At 74.5% G+C, this 21,264-nt stretch carries 12 protein-coding genes; 3 read left to right on the plus strand and 9 right to left on the minus strand.

Annotated elements, in window-relative coordinates; all coding sequences use genetic code 11:
- Positions 1-82: 82 nt before the first annotated feature.
- From EAO76_RS10940 to EAO76_RS10965, 6 genes are all read right to left on the minus strand, one after another.
- A complete protein-coding gene (locus EAO76_RS10940; RefSeq protein WP_148835731.1) occupies positions 83-8,428 on the minus strand; it encodes a type I polyketide synthase in 8,346 nt (2,781 codons plus the stop codon).
- Between the two features lie 147 nt (positions 8,429-8,575).
- Positions 8,576-10,729, minus strand: coding sequence for a serine/threonine-protein kinase (locus EAO76_RS10945; RefSeq protein WP_148835732.1), 2,154 nt, complete (start codon positions 10,727-10,729; stop codon positions 8,576-8,578).
- 206 nt (positions 10,730-10,935) lie between these two features.
- The gene (locus EAO76_RS10950) at positions 10,936-11,127 is read right to left on the minus strand and encodes a hypothetical protein (RefSeq protein WP_148835733.1); all 192 of its coding nucleotides are present in this window, start codon (positions 11,125-11,127) and stop codon (positions 10,936-10,938) included.
- 370 nt (positions 11,128-11,497) lie between these two features.
- Complete coding sequence (locus EAO76_RS10955; RefSeq protein WP_316248328.1) at positions 11,498-12,265, minus strand: DUF402 domain-containing protein; 768 nt, start codon at positions 12,263-12,265, stop codon at positions 11,498-11,500.
- A gap of 78 nt (positions 12,266-12,343) precedes the next feature.
- Complete coding sequence (gene gap / locus EAO76_RS10960; protein ID WP_148835734.1) at positions 12,344-13,342, minus strand: type I glyceraldehyde-3-phosphate dehydrogenase; 999 nt, start codon at positions 13,340-13,342, stop codon at positions 12,344-12,346.
- Between the two features lie 106 nt (positions 13,343-13,448).
- Entirely contained in the window at positions 13,449-14,405 is a 957-nt protein-coding gene (locus tag EAO76_RS10965; protein ID WP_148835735.1) for a GlxA family transcriptional regulator, read from the minus strand.
- Positions 14,406-15,067: 662 nt separating this feature from the next.
- On the opposite strand from EAO76_RS10965, the gene EAO76_RS10970 reads away from it, so the two are divergent.
- A complete protein-coding gene (locus EAO76_RS10970; RefSeq protein WP_187438560.1) occupies positions 15,068-15,862 on the plus strand; it encodes a GH25 family lysozyme in 795 nt (264 codons plus the stop codon).
- Between the two features lie 222 nt (positions 15,863-16,084).
- Positions 16,085-17,227 carry a glycoside hydrolase family 3 N-terminal domain-containing protein gene (locus EAO76_RS10975; RefSeq protein ID WP_148835736.1) on the plus strand — a complete coding sequence of 381 codons (1,143 nt, stop codon included), beginning with the start codon at positions 16,085-16,087 and terminating at the stop codon, positions 17,225-17,227.
- A 71-nt stretch (positions 17,228-17,298) separates the two neighbouring features.
- Here the strand turns inward: EAO76_RS10975 and EAO76_RS10980 are convergent, their stop codons facing one another.
- Together EAO76_RS10980 and EAO76_RS10985 are read right to left on the minus strand one after the other, a co-directional pair.
- Positions 17,299-17,859, minus strand: a complete 561-nt coding sequence (locus EAO76_RS10980) for a cysteine hydrolase family protein (protein WP_148835737.1) — start codon at positions 17,857-17,859, stop codon at positions 17,299-17,301.
- Positions 17,860-18,009: 150 nt separating this feature from the next.
- The gene (locus EAO76_RS10985; RefSeq protein WP_148835738.1) at positions 18,010-18,630 is read right to left on the minus strand and encodes a TetR/AcrR family transcriptional regulator; all 621 of its coding nucleotides are present in this window, start codon (positions 18,628-18,630) and stop codon (positions 18,010-18,012) included.
- Between the two features lie 97 nt (positions 18,631-18,727).
- Between EAO76_RS10985 and EAO76_RS10990 the strand changes: the two genes are divergently transcribed.
- Positions 18,728-19,990, plus strand: coding sequence for an NADH:flavin oxidoreductase/NADH oxidase family protein (locus EAO76_RS10990; RefSeq protein WP_148835739.1), 1,263 nt, complete (start codon positions 18,728-18,730; stop codon positions 19,988-19,990).
- A gap of 280 nt (positions 19,991-20,270) precedes the next feature.
- Here EAO76_RS10990 and EAO76_RS10995 read toward each other — a convergent pair whose 3' ends face one another.
- Complete coding sequence (locus tag EAO76_RS10995) at positions 20,271-21,140, minus strand: endonuclease/exonuclease/phosphatase family protein (protein ID WP_148835806.1); 870 nt, start codon at positions 21,138-21,140, stop codon at positions 20,271-20,273.
- Positions 21,141-21,264 lie beyond the last annotated feature (124 nt).

Consider the following 21,264-nt stretch of genomic DNA (forward strand, 5'->3'; position numbering starts at 1 on the left):
CACTCCAGTCTGCGTGCTCCCGGGCCTCGTATCATCCCGGCCGCGCCGGGCGGTTGAGCACCGCGTCCCGCCCGGGACGTCCTCAGCCCCGTTCGCCGAGCCACCGGTGGACGGCGAGCGCGGTCGTACGGGCATGTTCCTCCAGCACGGTGAAGTGGTCCCCGGGAACGGTGACTTCGGTGTGCGGCAGGCTCCAGCCCGGGGCGGGGCCGGTGCCGGGCAGTTGGTCCCGGGCGCGTACGTACAGGGTGGGGCAGGCGAGCGGCGCGGGTTCCCAGTCGCGGAAGAGCTCGAAGTACCCGGCCATGGCGGTGAGCCGATCGGGACTGGTGGAGGCGAACTCCGCCGCCCGGCGCAGCATGTCCGACGTCATCGTGGTGAGCCCCCGATCCTGGTCGCCGTGCACGGAGGGATAGGTGTCCACCAGCACGACGGCCGCCGGGGCGGCGCCCTCGGACTCCAGCCGCTCGGCCACGGCGTGGGCCACCCAGCCACCGGCCGACCGCCCCAGCAGCACCGGGGGGCCTTCTTCGGCCGCGACCGCGCGGACGGCGGCGGCCTGGGCGGTGACCAGGGCGTCCAGCGCGGCGGGCAGCGCCTCCCGGGGCTCGAACCCCGGGTGCCGCACCGCGGAAACCGGCCGCAGACCTCGCAGCCCGGCGGCGAGGCGCGCGTACTCCTGGGGCCCGGACAGCGCGCTGAGCGCGGGGAAGCAGACCAGCCGGGGCCCCGTGCCGCGCGCCGCGAGCACGGCGGGGACGTGCGCCGCGTCCGGAGCCCGGTCGCTGTCGAAGACCGGGCGCAGGCGCGCGGCCATGGTGAGGAGTGCCATGCCGTCCCAACTCCGCCCCCCGGCGCACGCGGTGCGGAAGAGGGTGCCCAGGGAGTCCGAGGACTCCCCGGCCTCCGGCGCCCCGGAGATCCGCCCCGGAACCGGGGCATCCGGCGCGGCACCCGCCCCCGGATCGTCTCCCGCGTCGCCGTGGTTCGTGCCGTCGTGGTCCGGGCCGCCTTCCGCGTCGCCGCCGGCCCGACCGTCTCCCGCACCGCCGTCCGCCCGTCGGCTCGCGAAGTCCGCGGAAGGGGTTTCGGCGACATGCCGCCGCGTCAGCTCGACGGCGAGCGCACGCGGCGTCGGGAAGTCGAACAGCAGCGTGGACGGCAGCGCCAGCCCCGTCCACGTCGCGAGCTCGTTGCGCAGCTCGACCGCGGCCAGGGAGTCCAGCCCCAGGTCCGCCAGCAGGGCGTCCTCGTCGATCTCGGCGGCCTCCTCCCGGTGGCCCAGGACGCGGGCCGCCATGGTCCGGACCCCGGCGAGCAGCACCCGGCCCATCTCGTCGGGGGAAGCGGCCGCCGGCCCCCGGCCGGGCCGGTCCCCGTGGCCCGCGCCGACGGCGGGGGGCCGCGGCCGGTTCGCCGCCTCGCCCCCGCCGCCGAGCGCGGCCGGGGCGAGGCGGGCCGCCACCACCACGGGTTCGTCACCGGCCACGGCGGCGTCGAAGAGCGCCAGGCCCTCGTCCGGCCCGAGCGGGCCGAATCCGGAACGGGCCATCCGCCGCAGATCCGCGTCGCCGAGGTGCGCCATCATGCCGTCGTCCTGCCGCCAGGGGCCCCAGACGATCGACGTACCGGGCAGCCCGAGCCGCCCGCGGTGCCGCGCCAGGGCGTCCAGCACGCAGTTGGCCGCGGCGTAGTTGGCCTGGCCCGCGGAGCCGAAGACCCCCGCCACCGAGGAGAACAGCGCGAACACGGCCAGATCGTGCCCCCGGGTCAGCTCGTGCAGGGCGAGGGCGGCGTCCGCCTTGGGACGCATCACCCGCCTCAGGCGGTCGGTGGTGAGCGCCGCGACGACACCGTCGTCCAGCACCCCCGCGGTGTGCACGACACCGGTCAGCGGATGGTTCGCCGGCACCGTGTCGAGCAGGGCGGCGAGCGCGGTCCGGTCCGCGACGTCACAGGCGTGAACGCCCACCCGGGCACCCGCCCCGCGCAGCTCCGCGACCAGTTCCCGCGCCCCCGGGGCGTCCGGCCCGCGCCGGCCGGCCAGCAGCAGATGCCGGACGCCGTGCGCGGCGACCAGATGCCGCGCCACCAGCGCGCCCAGGGAACCGGTGCCGCCGGTGACCAGGACGGTGCCCTCCGGGCCGAGCGCCCGCCCCTTCCGGGGCTTCGGCGCCGCCGCGGCCAGGGGCACCAGCCTCGGTACGTACACCGTCCCTCGGCGCACGGCCGCCTCCGGCACCCCGGCGGCCGGCAGGGCGGGCAGCGCACGCCAGGAGTCGGGGTGCTCGTCCACGTCGACCAGGGCGAAGCGGCCCGGGTTCTCCCGCAGGGCCGAGCGGACCAGTCCCCACACCGGGGCGTGCGACGGCACGGAGGCCGCCCCGGGACCGGCCTCGGCCGCGGGGAGGGGATCGTCGGGCAGGGCGACGGCACCGGACGTCACGAGGACGAGACGGGAGCCGGACAGCCGCGGCTCGGCGAGCCACTCCCGTACGAGCCCCAGCGCCCAGTCCGCCGCCCGCAGCAGATCGGCCGCCGCGTCATGCCCGCCGCCGGTCGCCACCGGCAGCGGGCACGGGGCCACGACGACGGCCGACGACGCGTCGCACGCCGCCGGACCGGGGTACACCGGGACACCGGAACCCGGCGGTGCGAGCGCCGCCACCAGCCGTGCGCCCGCCGTGCCCAGAACCCCCCAGCGGGGCACCGCCCCGGGTGCGGGCGACCCGGCCGACGGCGCCCAGTCCGTCCGGTGAAGAGCCCCGGCGGCTGCTTCGCCGACCGTTCCGGAGCCCGCGTCCGCCACAGCCGGTCCGGTACGCGGAAGGGGCCGCAGTGCCAGCGAACGGACCGTCGCCACCGGCGTGCCCGTCCCGTCGGCCAGCTCCACCCCGACCCGCCCGTCGGGCCCGGGAGCCACCCGTACCCGCAAGCGCCGCACACCGGCGGCCCGCACCCGCACCCCGCTGAAGGAGAACGGCAGGGACACCCCGCCGGCCGCCGGACCGGCCGCCCCGGAACCGTCCGCGACGAGACCGTCCAGGGCCAGGGCGTGCAGCGCCGCGTCGAGCAGCGCGGGATGCAGGACGAACCCCGCACCGCCCGCCCCCGGACGCGGCGTCCGGACCGCTTCGGGCAGCACGACGTCCGCGTACAGCTCCTCCCCGTGCCGCCAGGCGGCGCGCATGCCCCGGAAGGCGGGGCCGTAACGCAGCCCGCAGGCGGCCAGCCGCTCGTACGGTCCGGCACCCGGATCGTCGAGGTGCAGGGGCCGGGCGCCCTTCGGCGGCCAGGGCGCGTCCGGCGCCGCCGCACCGTCGCTCCCGTCCGTGGGCGGGAACGACGGGGAAAGGGTGCCGACGGCGTTGCGGAGCCAGGGCCCGTCACCCGCCGGGGTGTGCGGCCGGGAATGGAACAGCACCGCCCGCCGCCCGGCGTCGTCCGCTCCCGCCACCCTCACCTGCAGGGCGACGGCACCGTCCGGGGGCAGCACCAGCGGCGCGGTCAGAACGAGTTCGTCCAGGACGGACGCGCCCACCGCCCCGCCCGCGTGGAGGGCCATGTCGACGAAGGCGGTCGCCGGCAGCAGGATTTGCCCGGCCACCACGTGGTCGGCGAGCCATGGCTGGTCGCGCGCCGACAGCACCCCGTCCAGCAGCACCCCGTCGTCGTCCGCGGTGCGGGTGCCCGACCGCAGGAACGGATGGGCGGGCCCGACGACCGGGGACACGGGCGGATGCTCCGGGACGGCCTCCAGCCAGTACCGGCGGCGCTGGAAGGCGTACGTGGGCAGCGCGACGCGCCGCCCACCGCGCCCGGCGAAGACGGCCGGCCAGTCGACGGGCACACCGCGGGAGTGCAGCGCGGCCAGCGTGTCGAGCAGGGCGTCCGCCTCCGGTCGCTTCCCGCGCAGCGTCGGCAGGACCAGCGGCGCCGGGCCCCGCCCGCCGCTCGCAGTCCCCGCGCCCGTGCCCGTGCCCGTGTCCGGACCGGACGGGGCGAGGCAGTCCCGTACCAGACCGGTGAGCACCCCGTCCGGCCCCAGCTCGACGTAGTGCGCCGCGCCCCGCTCACCCAGGTGCGCCACCGAATCGGCGAAGCGGACCGGACGGCGGACGTGGTCCACCCAGAACTCCGGCGCGCACACCTCATCGGCGGTGGCCGCCCGGCCCGCCACGGCGGTGACCAGGGGCAGCCGCGGCGCGGCGAAGGACAACTGCCTTACCACGTCGGCGAATTCGGCCAGCACGGGCTCCATCCGGGCGGAATGGAAGGCGTGACCGACCCGCAGCGGTGTCACCGAACGGCCCCGCGCCCGGAAGTGCGCGGCCACCTCCCGCACCGCCGGCCCGTCGCCCGAGACGACCACCGACGCGGGCCCGTTGACCGCGGCGATCTCCACCGCGCCCCCCGTCCCGGCGAGATGGGCGGCCACCTCCTCCGCACCGGCGGCCACCGCCGCCATCGCGCCGCCCGGCGGCAGCGCGTCCATCAGCCGGCCCCGGGCCGCCACCAACGCGCACGCGTCCGCGAGGGACAGCACTCCGGCCGCATGTGCCGCCGTCACCTCGCCCACCGAGTGCCCGGCCACCTGGCCGGGACGCACCCCCCACGCCTCGAACTGCCGGAACAGCGCCGTCCCCAGGGCGAAGAGCGCCGGTTGCGCGAACCGGGTCGTGTCCAGCAACGCACCCGTCCCCGTCCCCGTATCGGTATCCGGCCCGGCGAACATGACGTCCAGCAGCGGCACCGGCAGCAGCGGGTCGAACAGGGCGCAGCATTCGTCCAACGCGTCGGCGAAGACCGGATGCAGATCCCGCGACTCGTACAACTCACGTCCCATGCCGAGACGTTGACTGCCCTGACCGGTGAACAGAAAGGCCGGTGAGGCGTGCCGGCGGGACACCCCCGTGTGCACCCCGGCCCGGTCGTCGCCCTCCGCCACGGCCCGCAGGGAGTCGAGCAGCCCGGCACGGTCCCGGGCCACCACCACGGCCCGGTGCTCCAGGGCCGCACGTGTGGTGGCGAGCGAGTGCCCGAGGTCCACCGGGGACACGTCGTCGGCGGCGGCCACGTGGTCGTGCAGCCGCCGCGCCTGGGCCCGCAGCCCCGCCGCACTCCTCGCCGACACCGGAAGGGCGACCGCGGCCCGCCCGGGAGACGCCGAACGCCCCGGCACCGCCCCGCGCGTGGCGTCGGGTGCCGAGTCCGCCCCGTTTTCCGGGGCCTCTTCAAGGATCACGTGGGCGTTGGTGCCGCTGATCCCGAACGACGACACCCCCGCCCGGCGCGGACGGTCCGTCGCGGGCCACTCCGACGCCCGGGTCAGCAGCGCGATCCGCCCCGACGACCAGTCGACCCGGGGCGTCGGCTCGTCGGCGTGCAGCGTGCGCGGCAGCACACCGTGCCGCATCGCCTGCACCATCTTGATCACACCGGCCACTCCGGCGGCGGCCTGGGCATGGCCGATGTTCGACTTCACCGAGCCCAACCGGAGGGGACGCTGCCGCGCGTGGCGCCCGTACGTCGCGAAGAACGCCTCCGCCTCGATGACGTCGCCCAGCCGGGTGCCGGTGCCGTGGGCCTCCACCGCGTCGATGTCCCCGGTCCCCAGCCCCGCGTCCGCGAGCGCCTGCCGGATCACCCGCTGCTGCGCCGGACCGTGCGGTGCGGTCAGCCCGTTGCTCGCCCCGTCCTGGTTCACCGCCGAGCCGCGCACCACGGCCAGTACCGGAAGTCCGGCGCGGCGCGCCTCGGACAACCGGCTCAACAGCAGCATCCCGGCGCCCTCGGCCCACCCCGTGCCGTCGGCGGACGCGCCGAACGCCTTGCAGCGGCCGTCCGGGGACAGCGCCCGCTGACGGCTGAACTCCACGAACGACGAGGGCCCCGACATCACCGTGGCGCCGCCGGCCAGCGCGAAGGCGCACTCGCCCCGGCGCAGTGCCCGGGCCGCCAGGTGCAGGGCCACCAGGGACGAGGAACACGCCGTGTCCACGGTGAGGGCCGGACCTTCGAGACCGAAGGCGTACGCGATGCGGCCCGAGGCGACGCTTCCCGCGTTGCCGAGACCGAGGTACCCCTCGACCTGTTCGGGCGTCCTGGTCAGGCCGCGCGCGTAGTCGCTGTACATCAGCCCGACGTACACCCCGGTCGCCGAGCCGCGCAGGGTGTCGGGGACGAGACCGGCGTGCTCGAAGGACTCCCACGCCACTTCGAGCAGCAGCCGGTGCTGCGGGTCCATGGCCAGTGCCTCGCGGGGCGAGATGCCGAAGAAGCCGGGGTCGAAGCGGTCCGCACCGGAGAGGAAACCGCCCTGGCGCACATACGTCCGCCCGGGCCGTCCGGGGTCCGGGTCGTACAGCGCGTCGACGTCCCAGCCCCGGTCGGCGGGGAAGGGGCCGATGGCGTCCCGCCCGTCGGCCACCAGCCGCCACAGCTCCTCGGGAGAGGTCACGTCACCGGGGTAGCGGCACGCCATGCCCACGATCACCACGGGGTCGTCGTCCGGCCGTGCCGTGCCCCGGTCCGCGGGCCCGGCCCCGGACGGCCCGGCGGCGTCCCGTTCCCCGAGGTGGGCGGCGAGCGCGGCGGCCGTCGGGAAGTCGAAGGCGACGGCCTCGGAGAGCGGCAGACCGGTCGCCGCCGACAGCCGCTCCCGCAGCACCGTCGCCGTCAGGGAGTCCATGCCCAGGTCCCGCAGCGCCGTGTTCGGCTCCACCGCCTCGACCGTACAGCCGAGCACGGCCGCCGCCTCGCCCCGCACCAGGGCCAGCAGGTCCTGCGACGGTCCCCCGGCGCCCTCCGCGCCCAACGCCCGCGCCGGCAGGCCGGCCAGGTCCCGCCGCAGGATCTTCCCGGAGACGGTCCGGGGAATGCCCGCCACTTCGAACAGCTCGACGGGCACCTTGGAACCGGACAGCTCCGCACGGCAGGCGGCGAGGACACGCCCCCTGTCCGGCACGTCGCCACCGGGCCCGGCGACCAGGTAGCCGACCGGCACCTCGCCGAAGACGGGGTGCGGGCGTCCGGCCACGGCCGCGTCCGCCACCCCCGGCAGCCGCCGCAGCACCGCCTCCACCTCCGTGGGATGCACGTTCACCCCGCCCCGGACGATCAGGTCGCTCGCCCGGCCGGTGATCGTCAGCCCGCCGGAGGCATCGACCCGGGCCAGGTCGCCGGTGCGGAACCAGCCGTCGCGCAGCACCTCCGCGGTGGCCCCCGGCCCGCCGTGGTAACCGGCCATCACACCGGGCCCGCTGACCCACAACTCGCCCTCGCCCGTCTCCCGGCCGTCGGGGCCCCCGCCGACCCGGACCCGGGTACCGGGCAGCACCCGGCCGCACGCACCGGACCCCGCCGTCCCGCCCGGTGCCGACATGGTGACCGGGCCCGCCTCCGTGCTGCCGTAGTGCTCCAGATAGGGCACCCCGCAGACCGCCTCGAAGGATTCGTGGAACCCGGGGCCCGCCGCGGCGCCGCCGCTGACGCAGCCCCGCAGCGCGGGGGCGCCGAGACCGCCGCCGTCCGCGCCGCCCCTCTCGCGTTCCTCGCCCCGGACCGCGTCGAGCAGCGCCGAGTACGTGGTCGGAACCCCGCCGAGCAGGGTGAACGAGGCGTCTTCGCGCCGCAGTTCGCCGAGCACCCCCGCCACCGAGAACCGGGGCAGCAGCACCGCGCCCGCCCCCACCGCGACCACCCCGAGGAAACCCACGATCTGGCTCATCGCGTGATGGAGCGGCAACGGCCACAGCACACGGTCGCGTTCGGACAGGCCCAGCACCCCGACCAGGCCCGCCGCGACCGGCGAGAGCCGGTTGCGCTGGGTGGACAGGACTCCCTTGGGCACACCGGAGGAGCCCGAGGTGTAGAGCAGCCAGGCCACTTCGTCCAGTGCGAGATCGTCCCGGGCCGGTGTCCCCGGCTCCGTACCCGCCAACTCCTCGAACCGCAGGACGCTGTTCGCGCCCCCGCCCGTGACGCCGTCCGCGAACCCGGCGGGCCGGTCCCCGGCGCCGCCCTCGGCCACCACCACGGTCAGTCCGGGGCGCGACACCAGCGTGCGCCGCCGCACCGGGCAGGCGGCATCGGTGATGAGCACCCGCGCGCCGCTGTCGTCCAGCAGACGGGTCAACTCCTCCTCCGGGCTGCCCGGATCCAGGGGCACGCCCACGCCGCTCGCCCGGGTGACGGCGAGCAGGCTCTCGACCGCCTCGACGCGGTTGCCGAGCAGCACGGCCACCCGGTCACCGCGCGCCAGACCGAGCCCGACCAGATGCCCGGCCAGCCACGCGGTCCTCCGTTCCAGCTCCCGGTAGGACACACGGCGGAGCCGGTCCTCGAAACAGACCTTGTCCCCGAGCCGCCGGGCGTGCCGCCCGAGCAGTTCCGGAAGCGGCTTGACGACGTCGGCGTGCCTGACCACCGAATGACCTCCTTGGGACGACCCGCCGTTGAGGACGGTGATGCGGTGGACCGGGTTGCCTCCCGGGGCCGGGACACCACCAACGGGGTACCACGCGCGCCGGCCGTCCACGGGAGGCCCGGCCCCGCCGGGCGCGGACGACCGGGCCTACGCCCGGGCAGCGGCCTCGACGACGGAGCCGTTCAAGGCGTAGACGCTCTTGTCGTCGCTGCCCACGTACACGAGCCGGCCGACCACGGCGGGGGACGAGGTGACCACACCACCGGTGGCGTAGGACCACTTCTTCTTCCCGGTGGCCGCGTCCAGGGCGTAGACGCTCCTGTCGCCGCTCCCCACGTACACGATCCCGTCGGCCACCGTCGGCGCCGAGTCGACCGGCGCGCCGACACCGAACTCCCACTTCTTCCCGCCGGTGGCCGAGTCCAGGGCCAGTACCCTGCCTTCCCAGTCGTCGCCCATGCCCTCGTAGCTTCCGACGTACACGACCCCGTCCACGACCGTCGGCGTCGAGCAACCGCCGTAGAGGTTGGATTCGATGGCGTGGGCCCACTTCTCCTTCCCGGTCGTGGTGTCCAGGGCGTGCACGGTGTGGACGCTGCTGATGTACACGACCCCGCCGACCACCGTCGGCGAGGAGAAGGCTCCCGCGGTCCCGGTGCCGGAGATCCATTTCCGTTCCCCGGTCGTGGTGTCCAGGGCGTACACGGCATGGATGCTTCCGGTGTACACGACTTTGCCGACCACCGCGGGCGACGAGAAGGCGCCGCCGCCGATGGTGTCGAAGTCCCATTTCCGTTCCCCGGTGGCCGAGTTCAGGGCGTACACACCGTTGTCGCCACCGACGTACACGACCCCGCGGGCCACTGCGGGTGCCGAGCGGACCGGGTGCCCGGTGTCATGGACCCACTTCTTCCTGCCCGTGGCCGCGTCCAGGGCGTACACCTTGTTGTCGAGGCTGCCCGCGTACACGACCCCGCCGGCCACCGTCGGTGCCGCCTCGACCCTGCGGCCGGTGGCACAGGCCCATTTCCTCTTCCCGGTGGCCGCGTCCAGGGCGTACACGTTCTTGTCGTCGCTGCCCACGTACACGGTCCCGTCGACCACCGCCGGGGACGACGCGACCGCGCCGCCGGTGCGGTGGCGCCACCGGAGCGCGGAGGTGCCCACGGGCGTGTCGTCGGGCGTGTCGTCCGGGGGCTCGCCGTCGAACAGCGCGATGGCGGTGATCCCGGCGGCGGTGCCGACGGCGGCCCCGACCCCGAGTCGCAGTGCCGTACGACGGCTGATCGCCCCCGTCGTCCTCGTCGGCCGCGGGGACTTCGGCGGGTCCGCGGCCGGTTCCACCACGGACGCCCGCGACGGGCCGGTGTCCGTGACCGGGGCCGTGGCGGTGGGTTTCGAGCCCGTGCCGGGGAGATCGGGCGCGGTCACGCCCTGCGGGACCGGATCAGGATCCGGAGCCGGGTCCGGAACTGGGGCGGGGACAGGATCCGGGGCGAGGCATTCGGCGAGGCGTCGTCGGACCTCGACCGCTGTCGCGGGACGGTCGTCGGGGTCCTTGGCCAGCAGGGCCGTGACGAGATCGTCCAGAGCGGCGGGGATGCCGGCCCGGGTCCGGCCCGGTGGCTCCGGGACGGTGTTCAGGTGCGCGGCCATCAGCGAGACCGGGTCGGTGGCGTTGAAGGGGGAGCTGCCGGTGAGGAGTTCGTGGAACAGGCAGCCCAGGGAGTACAGGTCCGAGCGGGTGTCCGCGGGGCGCTCGGCGAAACGCTCGGGAGGCATGTAGGCGAGCGTGCCGATGACCTTGCTCGACTTGTGGGTGGAGGCGATGTACCGGGCGATGCCGAAGTCGAGGACCTTGATCTGCCCGGTCGGGGTGAGCATGAGGTTCGCCGGTTTCAGGTCCCGGTGCACCACGCCGGCGGCATGGGCCGCCTGAAGCGCCGAGGCGGTCTGCGCCACCCAGCCCACCGCGGTGGGCACGTCCGGTACGCCGTCCTCGCGCAGCACGGTGTCCAGGTCCCGCCCGGTGAGGAACTCCATCACCAGATAGAGGGTGCCGTCGTCGTCCTGCCCCAGGTCGAAGACCGTCACCACACCCGGATGGCTCAGACCGCCGGCCGTCCGGGCCTCGCGGAAGAACAGCTCCGCGCCGAAGGTGTCCCGTCGGTTGTGCGGCAGCAGCTTGACCGCGACGCGCCGCTCGATCACCCGGTCGTGGCCCTCCCAGACCTCTCCCATGCCGCCCCGGCCGACGAATGCGACCAGCTCGTAGCGGCCACCCAGGACCCTCAACGTCACCCGACCCCCGTCCGTACGACCGCCACGCCGTACACGTCACGTCGGTCCCACCCGCGCGGGACCGCTCCGAAGATCCCATGTCCGTCACCGGCGCACCGGCGGCAGGCCGGAATCGACTCGAACCCGAGACGTTCGCCGCCCTCGCCGGACACGACGGGAACCCCGGCCGCGCCGGGCGACCGGGGTTCTCGTCCACGGGACGGCCCTCAGGCGCCGATTCGGACAGCCCGGCGGATCCTGACGCACCTGAGCAGCGGAACGGCGGCCAGGCCGATGAGCTCGGGCGGGGCCTGCGGGAGCAGGAGGAGCACGGCGCCGGCGATGGCCGTGTTGAAGGCGTCCTGCCATTCGGGGCGCCGGTACTGGAGGCCGATGGTCTTCCACTTCTGTGGTTGCATGGATTCGTCCCTTGCTCGCGGTTCGTCTCGGGCACGCGGACACCGCAGGGACCGCCCCGGCCAGGGGGCGGTCCCTGTCTGCGTTGCCGATGACGGTATGCGGCGGGCGCGAGCCTTGACGTGACCATGGGCAGGCGTCGGCCAAGACGATATTCCTCCGCTGATCCGCGAACGGTCCACGCAGATCACTCGAAGAAGAAGCCGCAGGTCGGGGCGGTCCACCGGTTCCCGAGGGCCGATGGCGGGAACCAAGTCTCCAGTAAACGGGGGAGAGTTCAATTTTGGCCGGTTCTCGCCGACGCGCGGTGGCGATCCCCGGCCTCGGGCCGTGCCTCCGGCCCCTGGTGGGCGCAGTTGTCGGGTGGGCGGTTCAGCCGCTCGCGGGCCCGGCCCCCTCCGTGGTCGGAGCGGGCCGCGGCAGGCGCGGCGTGGACCAGGTCGGCTCCCACCTCCAGGCCGCCCACTGCCGCGCGTGCGCGAAGAAGCCGGTGCGCTCGGTGAGCATCGCGAGGACCTGGGCACGGGCGTCGTCGACGGCCCGGTGCTCGATGTCGGAGACGATGCCGAGCCGCCGCAGGTGCGCGTACTCGTCCTCGTCCTTCCACTTCCAGTGGACGAGGTCGGGGTCGACGAGCAGGTCCACCGCGAGGTCGAAGGTGTCGAACCCGTCCTCGGTGCGGCGGAGGGGGTGCTCGAAGTTGACGTACCAGTTCCGCAACCGGCGTCCGTCGCCGTCGGGGACGAAGAAGGCGTTGACGCTGAACCAGGCCGCCGGGGGCTTCCACAACAGCAGGTCGGTCTCCTGCCACGTCGCGGCCCCCAGCTCCCACCGGCCGGCCGCCATCGCGTCGAACGCCTCCGTGCGCAGCGAACGGTCCGCATCCGCGCGGGCCTTCGCGTACAGGACGGGCCACCGGGCCTCCGCCCCGGGCGCGCAGGCGGTCACCAACGCCTCGTCGGTGTCGTCGACGACCCACATCGCCTGCTCGCTCCACACCCGGCCGGAGCGGTGCACATCGCGCCGTACGACCGTCCGGCCCGTCCCGAAACCGCGCACCGTTTCCTCCTCCGCACCGGCCACGGCCGGGACGTCCGGCGGGGCGGCACCATCCCAGCGCGCCCCGGCCGGGGTGGGCAAGCCGCCGTCCGGGGGCGGCCCGCGCACGGCCCGACCGGCCGGAGCGTTCGGACGCGGCCGTCGGAGGAGGGCGTCGCCTCAGTGGCCGGCGAGGAGACCGAGCGTGTCGATCACGCGGTTCGAGAAACCCCACTCGTTGTCGTACCAGGCGACCACCTTGATGTGGCGTCCGTCGACGCGGGTGAGGGCCGAGTCGAAGATCGACGACGCCGGGTTGCCGGTGATGTCGGACGACACGAGCGGGTCCTCCGAGTACTCGAGCACACCGGCGAGCGGACCCTCGGCGGCGGCGCGGTACGCGGCCAGCACCTCGTCGCGCGTCACGTCGCGGGCGACGGTCGTGTTGAGTTCGACGATCGAGCCCACCGGGACCGGGACGCGGATCGAGTCGCCCGACAGCTTGCCGTCGAGGTTCGGCAGCACGAGGCCGATCGCCTTGGCGGCGCCCGTGGTGGTCGGCACGATGTTGACCCCGGCGGCGCGGGCGCGGCGGGGGTCGCGGTGCGGGCCGTCCTGCAGGTTCTGCTCCTGCGTGTAGGCGTGCACCGTCGTCATGAAGCCGTGCTCGATGCCGGCGAGCTCGTCGAGCACCGCGGCCAGCGGCGCGAGCGCGTTGGTGGTGCAGGAGGCGTTCGAGACGACGGTGTGCACGTCCGGGTCGTACGCGTCGGTGTTGACGCCGTACGCGAGCGTCACGTCCGCACCGTCCGACGGGGCGCTGACCAGGACCTTCTTCGCACCCGCGTCGAGGTGGCCGCGGGCGGCCTTGGCCGAGGTGAAGCGGCCGGTGGCCTCCAGGACGATGTCCACGCCGAGCTCCGCCCACGGAAGCTGCGCCGGCTCGCGCTCGGCCAGCACCTTGATGCGGCGGCCGTCCACGACGAGGACGTCCCCGTCGACGCTCACCGGGCGGCCGAGGCGGCCGGACGTCGAGTCGTAGGCCAGCAGCCGGGCGAGCGCGGTGGGCTCCGTGAGGTCGTTGACGGCGACGACCTCGAAGTCGCTGTCGCGCTCCAGCAGCGCGCGCAGCACGTTGCGTCCGATGCGGCCGAATCCGTTGATGGCGATGCGAGTCATGAATGGTGTCCCTTCGGTTCGCCACCAATGTCGCGTGCCGCGCCCGCCCGCGACAGCGGCATGATCGCCATGGTTCAAAAGGATCTCGCCATGCGGTGGCAGCGGGCTACTCGCCCTGGGTGAAGGTGCGCCGGTACTCGCTGGGCGTCGTGCCGAGGATCCGCTGGAAGTGCAGCCGCAGATTGGCCCCGGTGCCGAGGCCGACGTCGATGGCGATCTGCTCGACGCTCCGTTCCGACCGTTCGAGCAGCTCGCGGGCCAGGTCGAGGCGGGCACGCATGATCCACTGCATCGGTGTGTACCCCGTGTCCTCGACGAAGCGGCGCGAGAACGTGCGCGGCGACACCGCCGCGTGCCGGGCGAGCGCGTCGAGGGTGAGGGGCTCGCCGAGCCGGTGGAGCGCCCACTCGCGGGTGGCCGCGAACCGCTCGCCGAGCGGCTCGGGCACGCTGCGCGGCACGTACTGCGCCTGGCCGCCGCTGCGGTAGGGGGCCGCGACGAGGCGCCGGGCCGCGTGGTTCGACGCGGCCACCCCGAGGTCGCCGCGCAGGATGTGCAGGCACAGGTCGATGCCCGAGGCGGCGCCGGCCGACGTCAGCACGCTGCCCTCGTCGACGAACAGGACGTTCTCGTCGACCCGGACGAGCGGATGCCGTGTCACCAGCGCCCGTGTGTAGTGCCAGTGCGTCGTGGCGCGTTTGCCGTCGAGCAGGCCCGTGGCGGCGAGCGCGAAGGCGCCCGTCGAGATGGCGGCGAGCCGCGCCCCCCGGGCATGGGCGGCGATTAGCGCGTCGAGCACGGCCCGCGGGGGATCGTCGCGGTCCGGAAACCGGTAGCCGGGGACGAAGACGATGTCGGCCCACGCGAGTGCGTCGAGGCCGTGGGCGACGTCGTACGACAGGCCGTCGCCACCGGTCACGAGACCGGGTGCCGCCCCGCACACCCGCACCTCGTACGGCATGCTCGCGCGGGTCGAGAAAACCTGCGCGGGGATGCCGACATCGAGCGGCTTCGCCCCTTCGAGCACGAGGACGGCGACGCGGTGAAGACGGGAGGCTGGCACGGATAGAGGTTACGTGGGGTGCGCCCCCGAAGCGCCCACCGCGTGCCCCGGGCGGACGGCACCGGCCGCCCCGTCCCGGCGACGGTATCCACCGCACCGTGCCCGTCGCCGTCCCGTGCGCCCGCGTGCCGGTCCGTCGGTCTCCACGGGCCCGCCACTTGTAAAAGTTCTGTCGGCATCGATGTGTTTCCGCAGCTCACTGAGGCACAGATTGGTCCAGACCACTAACGAAACGGAAAACCGTTTACCACGCGTGCGTTCCTGTGGCTCACTATGACGTGTCCGCATCAAGTAGACGCGCGTAGACCGCTCTGCGGGAAACGCGCGGCCGAGCCTTTCGACCGGGCGCGATCGGTGCCCTCCGGGCACGACGACCGCCACCGGGGCCCGCGCCACGACGCACGCGTTCCCGCGGCGCGGCAAGGGCCGTCCGCTTCCGGCGGCCGCCCCGCGGCGCGCCCGCCCCTCCGTTCGTCGCACCACGCCACCCCGGGCGCGCCGGGATCCACCGCACCGGAGCACCGACCGGCACCACCGCATCCCATCCCTCGACCAAGCAGGAGGAAACCTTGTTCTCCCGGATCCGTTCCGCGAAGTCCGCACAGGGAAGACTCACTGTGGCCGGTGCCGTCGGCGCGAGCGTCGCACTGACCCTCGGCCTGATGTCGGGCACGGCCTCCTCGGCGCCGCTTCCGTCCGACAGTGCCGTGCCGCAGGGCAAGGGCTACATGGGCGTGGGCTACGTCCAGGACGGCAAGGACTTCAAGCCGGACACCCGGCAGCTGCACCTCGGGAAGAAGGTGCCGGGCGCGGACCTCCTGGCGAACCCCGTGGGCGTGGACGTCTCCAACTGGCAGGGCGCCATCAACTGGGCGTCGGTGCGCGCCGCGGGCATCGAGTTCGCCTGGATGAAGGCGACCGAGGGCACCACGTACAAGGACCCCAGGTTCAGTGCCAACTACCTGGGTGCCTACAACGCCCGCGTGATCCGGGGTGCTTACCACTTCGCGCGGCCCGACGTGTCCGGCGGCGCGGCGCAGGCGGACTTCTTCGCCAGTAACGGCGGTGCCTGGTCCCGCGACAACCTGACGCTCCCGGGCGTGCTGGACATCGAGGGCAGCTGCTACGGCAAGACGCCCGCGGCGATGCAGTCGTGGATCCTCGACTTCTACAACAGGTACAAGGCCCGCACCGGCCGCGACGTGGTGATCTACACCAGCGCGAGCTGGTGGAACTCCTGCACCGGCGGCTGGACCGGCATGTCCGCCCGGAGCCCGCTGTGGGTGGCCCACTGGACCACCGCGGGCAGCCCGAGCATCCCGAAGGGCTTCCCGTTCTGGACCGTCTGGCAGTACACCTCCACCGGGTCGGTGAGCGGCATCTCCGGGAACGTCGACCGCGACCGCTTCAGCGGCGACCGCTCCCGCCTGCTGGCCCTGGCCAACAACACCCCGTGACCGCGGGTCCGGGTTCCCGGTGACCGTCCCCGGGAACCCGTGACCCCGGTGTGACCGGCTCCTCGGGGCGGGACGGGTCGGCGGGCCCGTTCCGCCCCGAGGTCGTGACCGACGGCCCGGCGGGGCGGGGAGGTGCGCCCTTCGTCCCGTCGGACGGCCCCGTTCCGGCCCGGGCCGTCCGCCCAGGGCCGGGCACAACAGCAGTTCGCGAAGGAGAAATCCATGAGTTCGACACCGGAGTTCCTCAGCAGGCGCGGCGCCCTGCTCGCCGGAACGGCCGCCCTGGTCGCCGGGCTGGGGCCGGCGGGCCGTACGGACGCGGAAGTACGGATCCCCGACAGGGCGCGTTCCCCGCTGCCCGCCCTGACCCCGGCACAACGTGCCGGGCAGTGCGTCATCCACTCCTACCCGGGACTCACCCCTCCGGCCCGGCTGATGGACGCGATCGGCCAGGGCCGTACGGCCGGGGTGATCTTCTTCGGGGAGAACATCGGGAGCCCGAGCCGGATCGAAGGCGTCATCCGGGAGATGAACGAGGCGAACGCCTCCGCCCCCGTCAAGGCCCCGCTGCTCCTGATGACCGACCAGGAGGGCGGCATGGTGCGCCGCCTGCCGGGCGAGCCCGTGCTGTCCGCGAAGGACGTCGGAGCCTCCGCGGACCCGGAGGAGCGGGCGGAGTACACCGGCAACGGCGCGGGCCTGAACCTCGCGGGCGTCGGCATGAACGTCAACCTGGCGCCGGTGCTCGACGTGTACCGCAGGACCGGTGACTTCACCGACCAGTACGAGCGGTCGTACGGCAAGCGCCCGGAGGCGGTCGGCGCCTGCGGCTCGGCCTTCATCACCGCGCAGCAGAACGTCGGGGTCGCGGCCACCGCCAAGCACTTCCCGGGCCTCGGCCCCGCCGCCGCGAACCAGAACACCGACCTGGGCCCCGTCACCCTCACCACGTCCGCGGCCACCCTGCGCGGCATCGACGAGGTGCCGTACCGGGCGGCGATCTCCGCCGGGGCGAAGCTGGTCATGCTCTCCTGGGCCGTCTACCCGGCACTGGACGCCGACCGGCCCGCCGGTCTGTCCCCGGCCGTGGTGGGCGAGTTGCGGAACCGGCTCGGCTTCCGGGGCGTGACGGTCACCGACGCCCTGGAGGCCGGGGCCCTCCAGGCATACGGCGGCGCGGCACGGCGCGCCGTACTGGCCGCCGCGGCCGGCATGGACCTGATCCTGTGCTCGGCCCGCGACGTCGGCCAGGGGGACGAGGCCGTGACCGCGCTGGGCGAGGCCCTGGCGGACGGAACCCTCGACGGGGCCGCCTTCGACGCGGCCGCCGGGCGCGTCAACACCCTTCGCGGCAGCCTGTCCTGACCTCCTGACCTCCTGACCGGGCCCGCCGCCCTCCGGGCTCCGGTGCCCGGCCAGGCCCGGCCGTGCACCGGCTAACGGGGTGCGATGGCGTCGAGCCAGTCGTCGACGGCGACGACGTCCGCCCACTGCGGGAACAGCTTCTCGGTGAGGAACCGGTGCACCTCGGGGTCGAGGTCCAGGCAGGCGTCGCCGAGGACGGTGAGGCCGAAGTCGAGGTCGTTGGCCTGGCACAGGGTGTGCAGCACCACGGCGCTGGTGGCGATGCCGGTGAGGACGAGGCTGTCGATGCCGCGCGCCCTGAGCACCACGTCGAGGTCGCTGCCCGAGAACGCGCTCGCCCGCCTCTTGGTGACCACCACCTCACCCGGCCGGGGCGCGATGTCGGGGTGGATCTCGGTGCCGGGATCGCCCTCGACATGGAGCCCGGCCCGTGCCACGGCGGTGAGCGCCCTGTTGCGCGGGCCGACTTCGGGAAATCCCGGACGCAGCGCGATGACCACGTAGACGACAGGGATGTCCGCCGCCCGGGCGCCGTCGATCGCCCTGCGCAGGCGCGGCAGGTAGCCGGAACCGTCGTCGGCCATGTCCACGACGGCGCGCTGGACGTCCATCACGAGAAGGGCGCTGCTCATACGGTCTCCAGGTAACGAGGTCGGTTCGGGGGCGGGGCAGGGGGTCGGGAAACGGGATTCGGGCGCCGGAGCGGGCCGGGCCCTTCGCGGCGTACGGGCGCGGCGGCCGGGATGTCCCCTTCCGCACCCGCACCCGCGACGGGCGAGGGATCAGCCGGGAGGCGCGGGAGCCCCCGTGGCCCGCCGCCCGTGCCATGCCGACGAGGCGTCGAACAGCGCCCGCACGGCACCGCGGACCTGCCCGGCGACCACCTCCGGGGTCGAGGTGTCGAGTTTGCCGTCGAGGTGCAGGAACGCCAGGCCGTGGACGAGGGCCCACACCGTGGTCGACAGGGCGGCCGGGTCGGTGCCCGGGAACGTGTCGTGGGTGATGCCGTGGACGTACTCCCAGATGGCGGCGGTCGCGGCGGCCCGCTCCGCGTCGTCCGGATCGCACGGTTCCGCGAACATCACCCGGAACAGCGCAGGGTGGTCGAGCGCGAAGCGGACGTAGGCGACGGCGACCGCCGCGAGATCGTCGGCCGACCCGGGGGAGGGGTGGGCCGCGGCCAGGCATTCGGCGAGCTCGCGGTAGCCCTCCGCCGCGACCGCGGAGACGAGCGCCTCGCGGTCCGCGTAGTGACGGTACGGGGCCGCCGCCGACACACCGGCCCGCCGTGCCACCGCCCGCAGGGACAGCCCGGCACTGCCGTCCTCCTCCAGGAGTTCCCGCGCCGCGCGCAGGCAGGCGGCGCGCAGATCTCCGTGGTGGTACGCACTTGCTTGCGACATGGTTCACACCCTCTCATGTTTACACCGCTCACATTGCTCCCTAATGTGAGCGGTGCATACATTGTGATCGGCCGAGACGAAAGAAGAGGGAACGCGGATGACCGACGAGCTGTTCTCGCCACTGCCCCTGCGCTCCGGGGCGACGCTGGGCAACCGGATCGCGAAGGCGGCCCTGGAGGAGAACATGGCCGGCGACGGGCAGCTGCCCGACCGACGGCTGCTGGGCCTGTACCGGCGCTGGGCCGGCGGCGGCACCGGACTGCTGATCACCGGCAACGTCATGGTCCACGCCGAGGCGCTGACCGGCCCCGCGGGCATCGTGCTCGACGACGCCGCGCCGCTGGAGCCGTTCACCGAGTGGGCCGCGGCCGCCAAGTCCGGCGGCGGGGCCGTGTGGATGCAGATCAACCACCCCGGCCGCCAGATCCAGGCGAACATGCCGGGTGTGGTGTGGGGCCCTTCCGCGGTGGGCGTCGACCTGGGGCGGCACAGCAGCCGCTTCGGCCGGCCCGTCGCCATGACCCCGGAACAGATCGAGGCCACCGTGGCCCGCTTCGCGCTCACGGCCGCGCGGGCCGAACGGGCGGGGTTCGACGGCGTCGAGATCCACGCCGCGCACGGCTACCTCCTGTCGCAGTTCCTCTCCCCGCTGTCCAACCGGCGCACCGACGCGTGGGGCGGACCGCTGGAGAACCGGGCCCGGATGCTGCTGGACGTGGTCCGCGCCGTCCGCGCCACCGTTTCGCCGTCCTTCGCGGTCGCGGTGAAGATCAACTCCGCCGACTTCCAGCGCGGCGGATTCGACGCGGACGACGCCCGGCAGGTGATCGCGATGCTCGAACCGCTCGGTGTCGACCTGGTGGAACTGTCCGGCGGCAGCTACGAGAGCCCGGCGATGACCGGCCGCTCCGCCGACGCCCGCACCAGGTCCAGGGAGGCCTACTTCCTGGACCTGGCGAAGGACCTTGTCGGGACCAGCCCGCTGCCGTTGATGCTCACCGGCGGCATCACGCGACGCGAGACCGCGGAGAAGGTCCTCGCCGACGGCGTGGCACTCGTCGGGATGGGCACCGCCCTCGCCGTCACCCCCGACCTGCCCGACCGCTGGCGGGAGGGCCGCGAGGCCGAACGGCAGCTGCGGCCCGTCGAGTGGTCCGACAAGACCCTCGCCTCCGCCGCCGGGATGGCACAGGTCCGCCACCAGATGCGCCGCATCGCCCGCGGAAGCGATCCCGCGCCCGGAATCCACCCGGCGCGCGCCCTGATCGCCGAGCAGCTCCAGCAGTGGCGGGCGCTGCGACGCTACCGCGTCTGGCTGTCCGGGGCGCGGGACACCGCCGCTGCGGACCGTGCCGGGTGAGCCGGACGGCCCCCGGAGCACGAGGTCACCGAGGCAGGCACCCGGATCCGCCCCGGCCCGGGGGAAACGGCCGGCCCCGCGAGGAGAGGCGGGTGCCGGACCGCGGGCCCCACGCCCCGGAGCGCGGCCGGAACGAGCCCGGAACGGCAACGAGCCGTGTTACCGGAACCGGGCACGAACAGCCGCTCCTCCTCGCCGTGCGCTGCGACGGAGGCCCGTGCTCCCGGGCTTTCCCGGCCACCCCGCAAGGGCGTCGAGCACGTCTCCCGGCCCGGCTCGATCAGCCCAGTCCGATCCGGGCGGTGACCGGCAGGTGGTCGCTTCCGGTGGGCGGCAGGGTGCGGATCTGACGGACGGTCGCCGAGCGGGCCATGACCTGGTCGATACGGGCCAGGGGGAGGCCGGCGGGGAAGCTGAAGGCGAAACCCCGCTCCGCCGTGTTCATCCGGGAGGTCAGCGGGGACAGCCCGCGGTCGTCGACGGTGCCGTTGAGATCGCCGAGCAGAAGGACCGTTCGCACGCTCTCGGCGGCGATGGCCCTGCCCAGCAGACCGGCGCTCTCGTCGCGCCGGGAGGACGTCAGCCCGCTCGCCCCGACGCGGATCGAGGGCAGATGCGCGACGTACGCCGCGATGTCGCCGTGCGGAGCGCGGACCACGGCCCGCAGTCCGCGGCTCCAGGGTCCGGTGATCCCCCGGGGCCTGATGTCGACCGTCCCGGCGTCGGTCAGCGGATGCTTCGACCAGAGCCCGACAGTGCCCCGGACGGCGTGGTACGGGTAGTCCGGGGCGAGGGTCCGCGCGTACGCCGTCAGCGCCGGGGGCACCAGCTCCTCCAGCGCGATGAGGTCGGGCTCGGCGGCGGCCAGGGCGCGGGCGGTGCCCGCCGGGTCGGCGTTCTCGTCGCTGACGTTGTGCTGCACCACGACCAGCTCGTCCGGGCCGGGCCCGGCCCCGGGCAGGAGCAGCCCGCCGAAGAGGTACGTCCAGGCCGCCACCGGCAGCAGCAGCGCCGTCAGCGCGAGCGCCGAACGGCGCAGCAGGGCCAGGACGAACAGCACCACGACCACCGGGCCGAGCCACGGAAGGAACACTTCCAGCAGACTGCCCAGGCGGCCCACGGAGTTGGGCACCGCCCGGTGGAAGACCATGAGCCCGGCCGTCAGTACCGCGAACAGGGCGAGCACCCGTCCCCGCCCCCAGGCCGACCGGTGCGGCGAGTCCCGCCGCGCGCCGTCACCCGCGGCCCGCGGCACGGATCGCCGTCGTATCCAC

Source organism: Streptomyces sp. sk2.1 (assembly GCF_008120935.1).
In the GTDB taxonomy this organism is placed as follows: domain Bacteria; phylum Actinomycetota; class Actinomycetes; order Streptomycetales; family Streptomycetaceae; genus Streptomyces.

Coding starts and splice junctions, on each gene's coding strand:
- EAO76_RS10970 (WP_187438560.1), top strand. CDS start 15,068: ATGTCGGGCACGGCCTCCTCGGCGCCGCTTCCGTCCGACAGTGCCGTG.
- EAO76_RS10950 (WP_148835733.1), bottom strand. CDS start 11,127: ATGCAACCACAGAAGTGGAAGACCATCGGCCTCCAGTACCGGCGCCCC.
- EAO76_RS10990 (WP_148835739.1), top strand. CDS start 18,728: ATGACCGACGAGCTGTTCTCGCCACTGCCCCTGCGCTCCGGGGCGACG.
- EAO76_RS10985 (WP_148835738.1), bottom strand. CDS start 18,630: ATGTCGCAAGCAAGTGCGTACCACCACGGAGATCTGCGCGCCGCCTGC.
- EAO76_RS10980 (WP_148835737.1), bottom strand. CDS start 17,859: ATGAGCAGCGCCCTTCTCGTGATGGACGTCCAGCGCGCCGTCGTGGAC.
- EAO76_RS10975 (WP_148835736.1), top strand. CDS start 16,085: ATGAGTTCGACACCGGAGTTCCTCAGCAGGCGCGGCGCCCTGCTCGCC.
- EAO76_RS10995 (WP_148835806.1), bottom strand. CDS start 21,140: ATGGTCTTCCACCGGGCGGTGCCCAACTCCGTGGGCCGCCTGGGCAGT.
- gap (WP_148835734.1), bottom strand. CDS start 13,342: ATGACTCGCATCGCCATCAACGGATTCGGCCGCATCGGACGCAACGTG.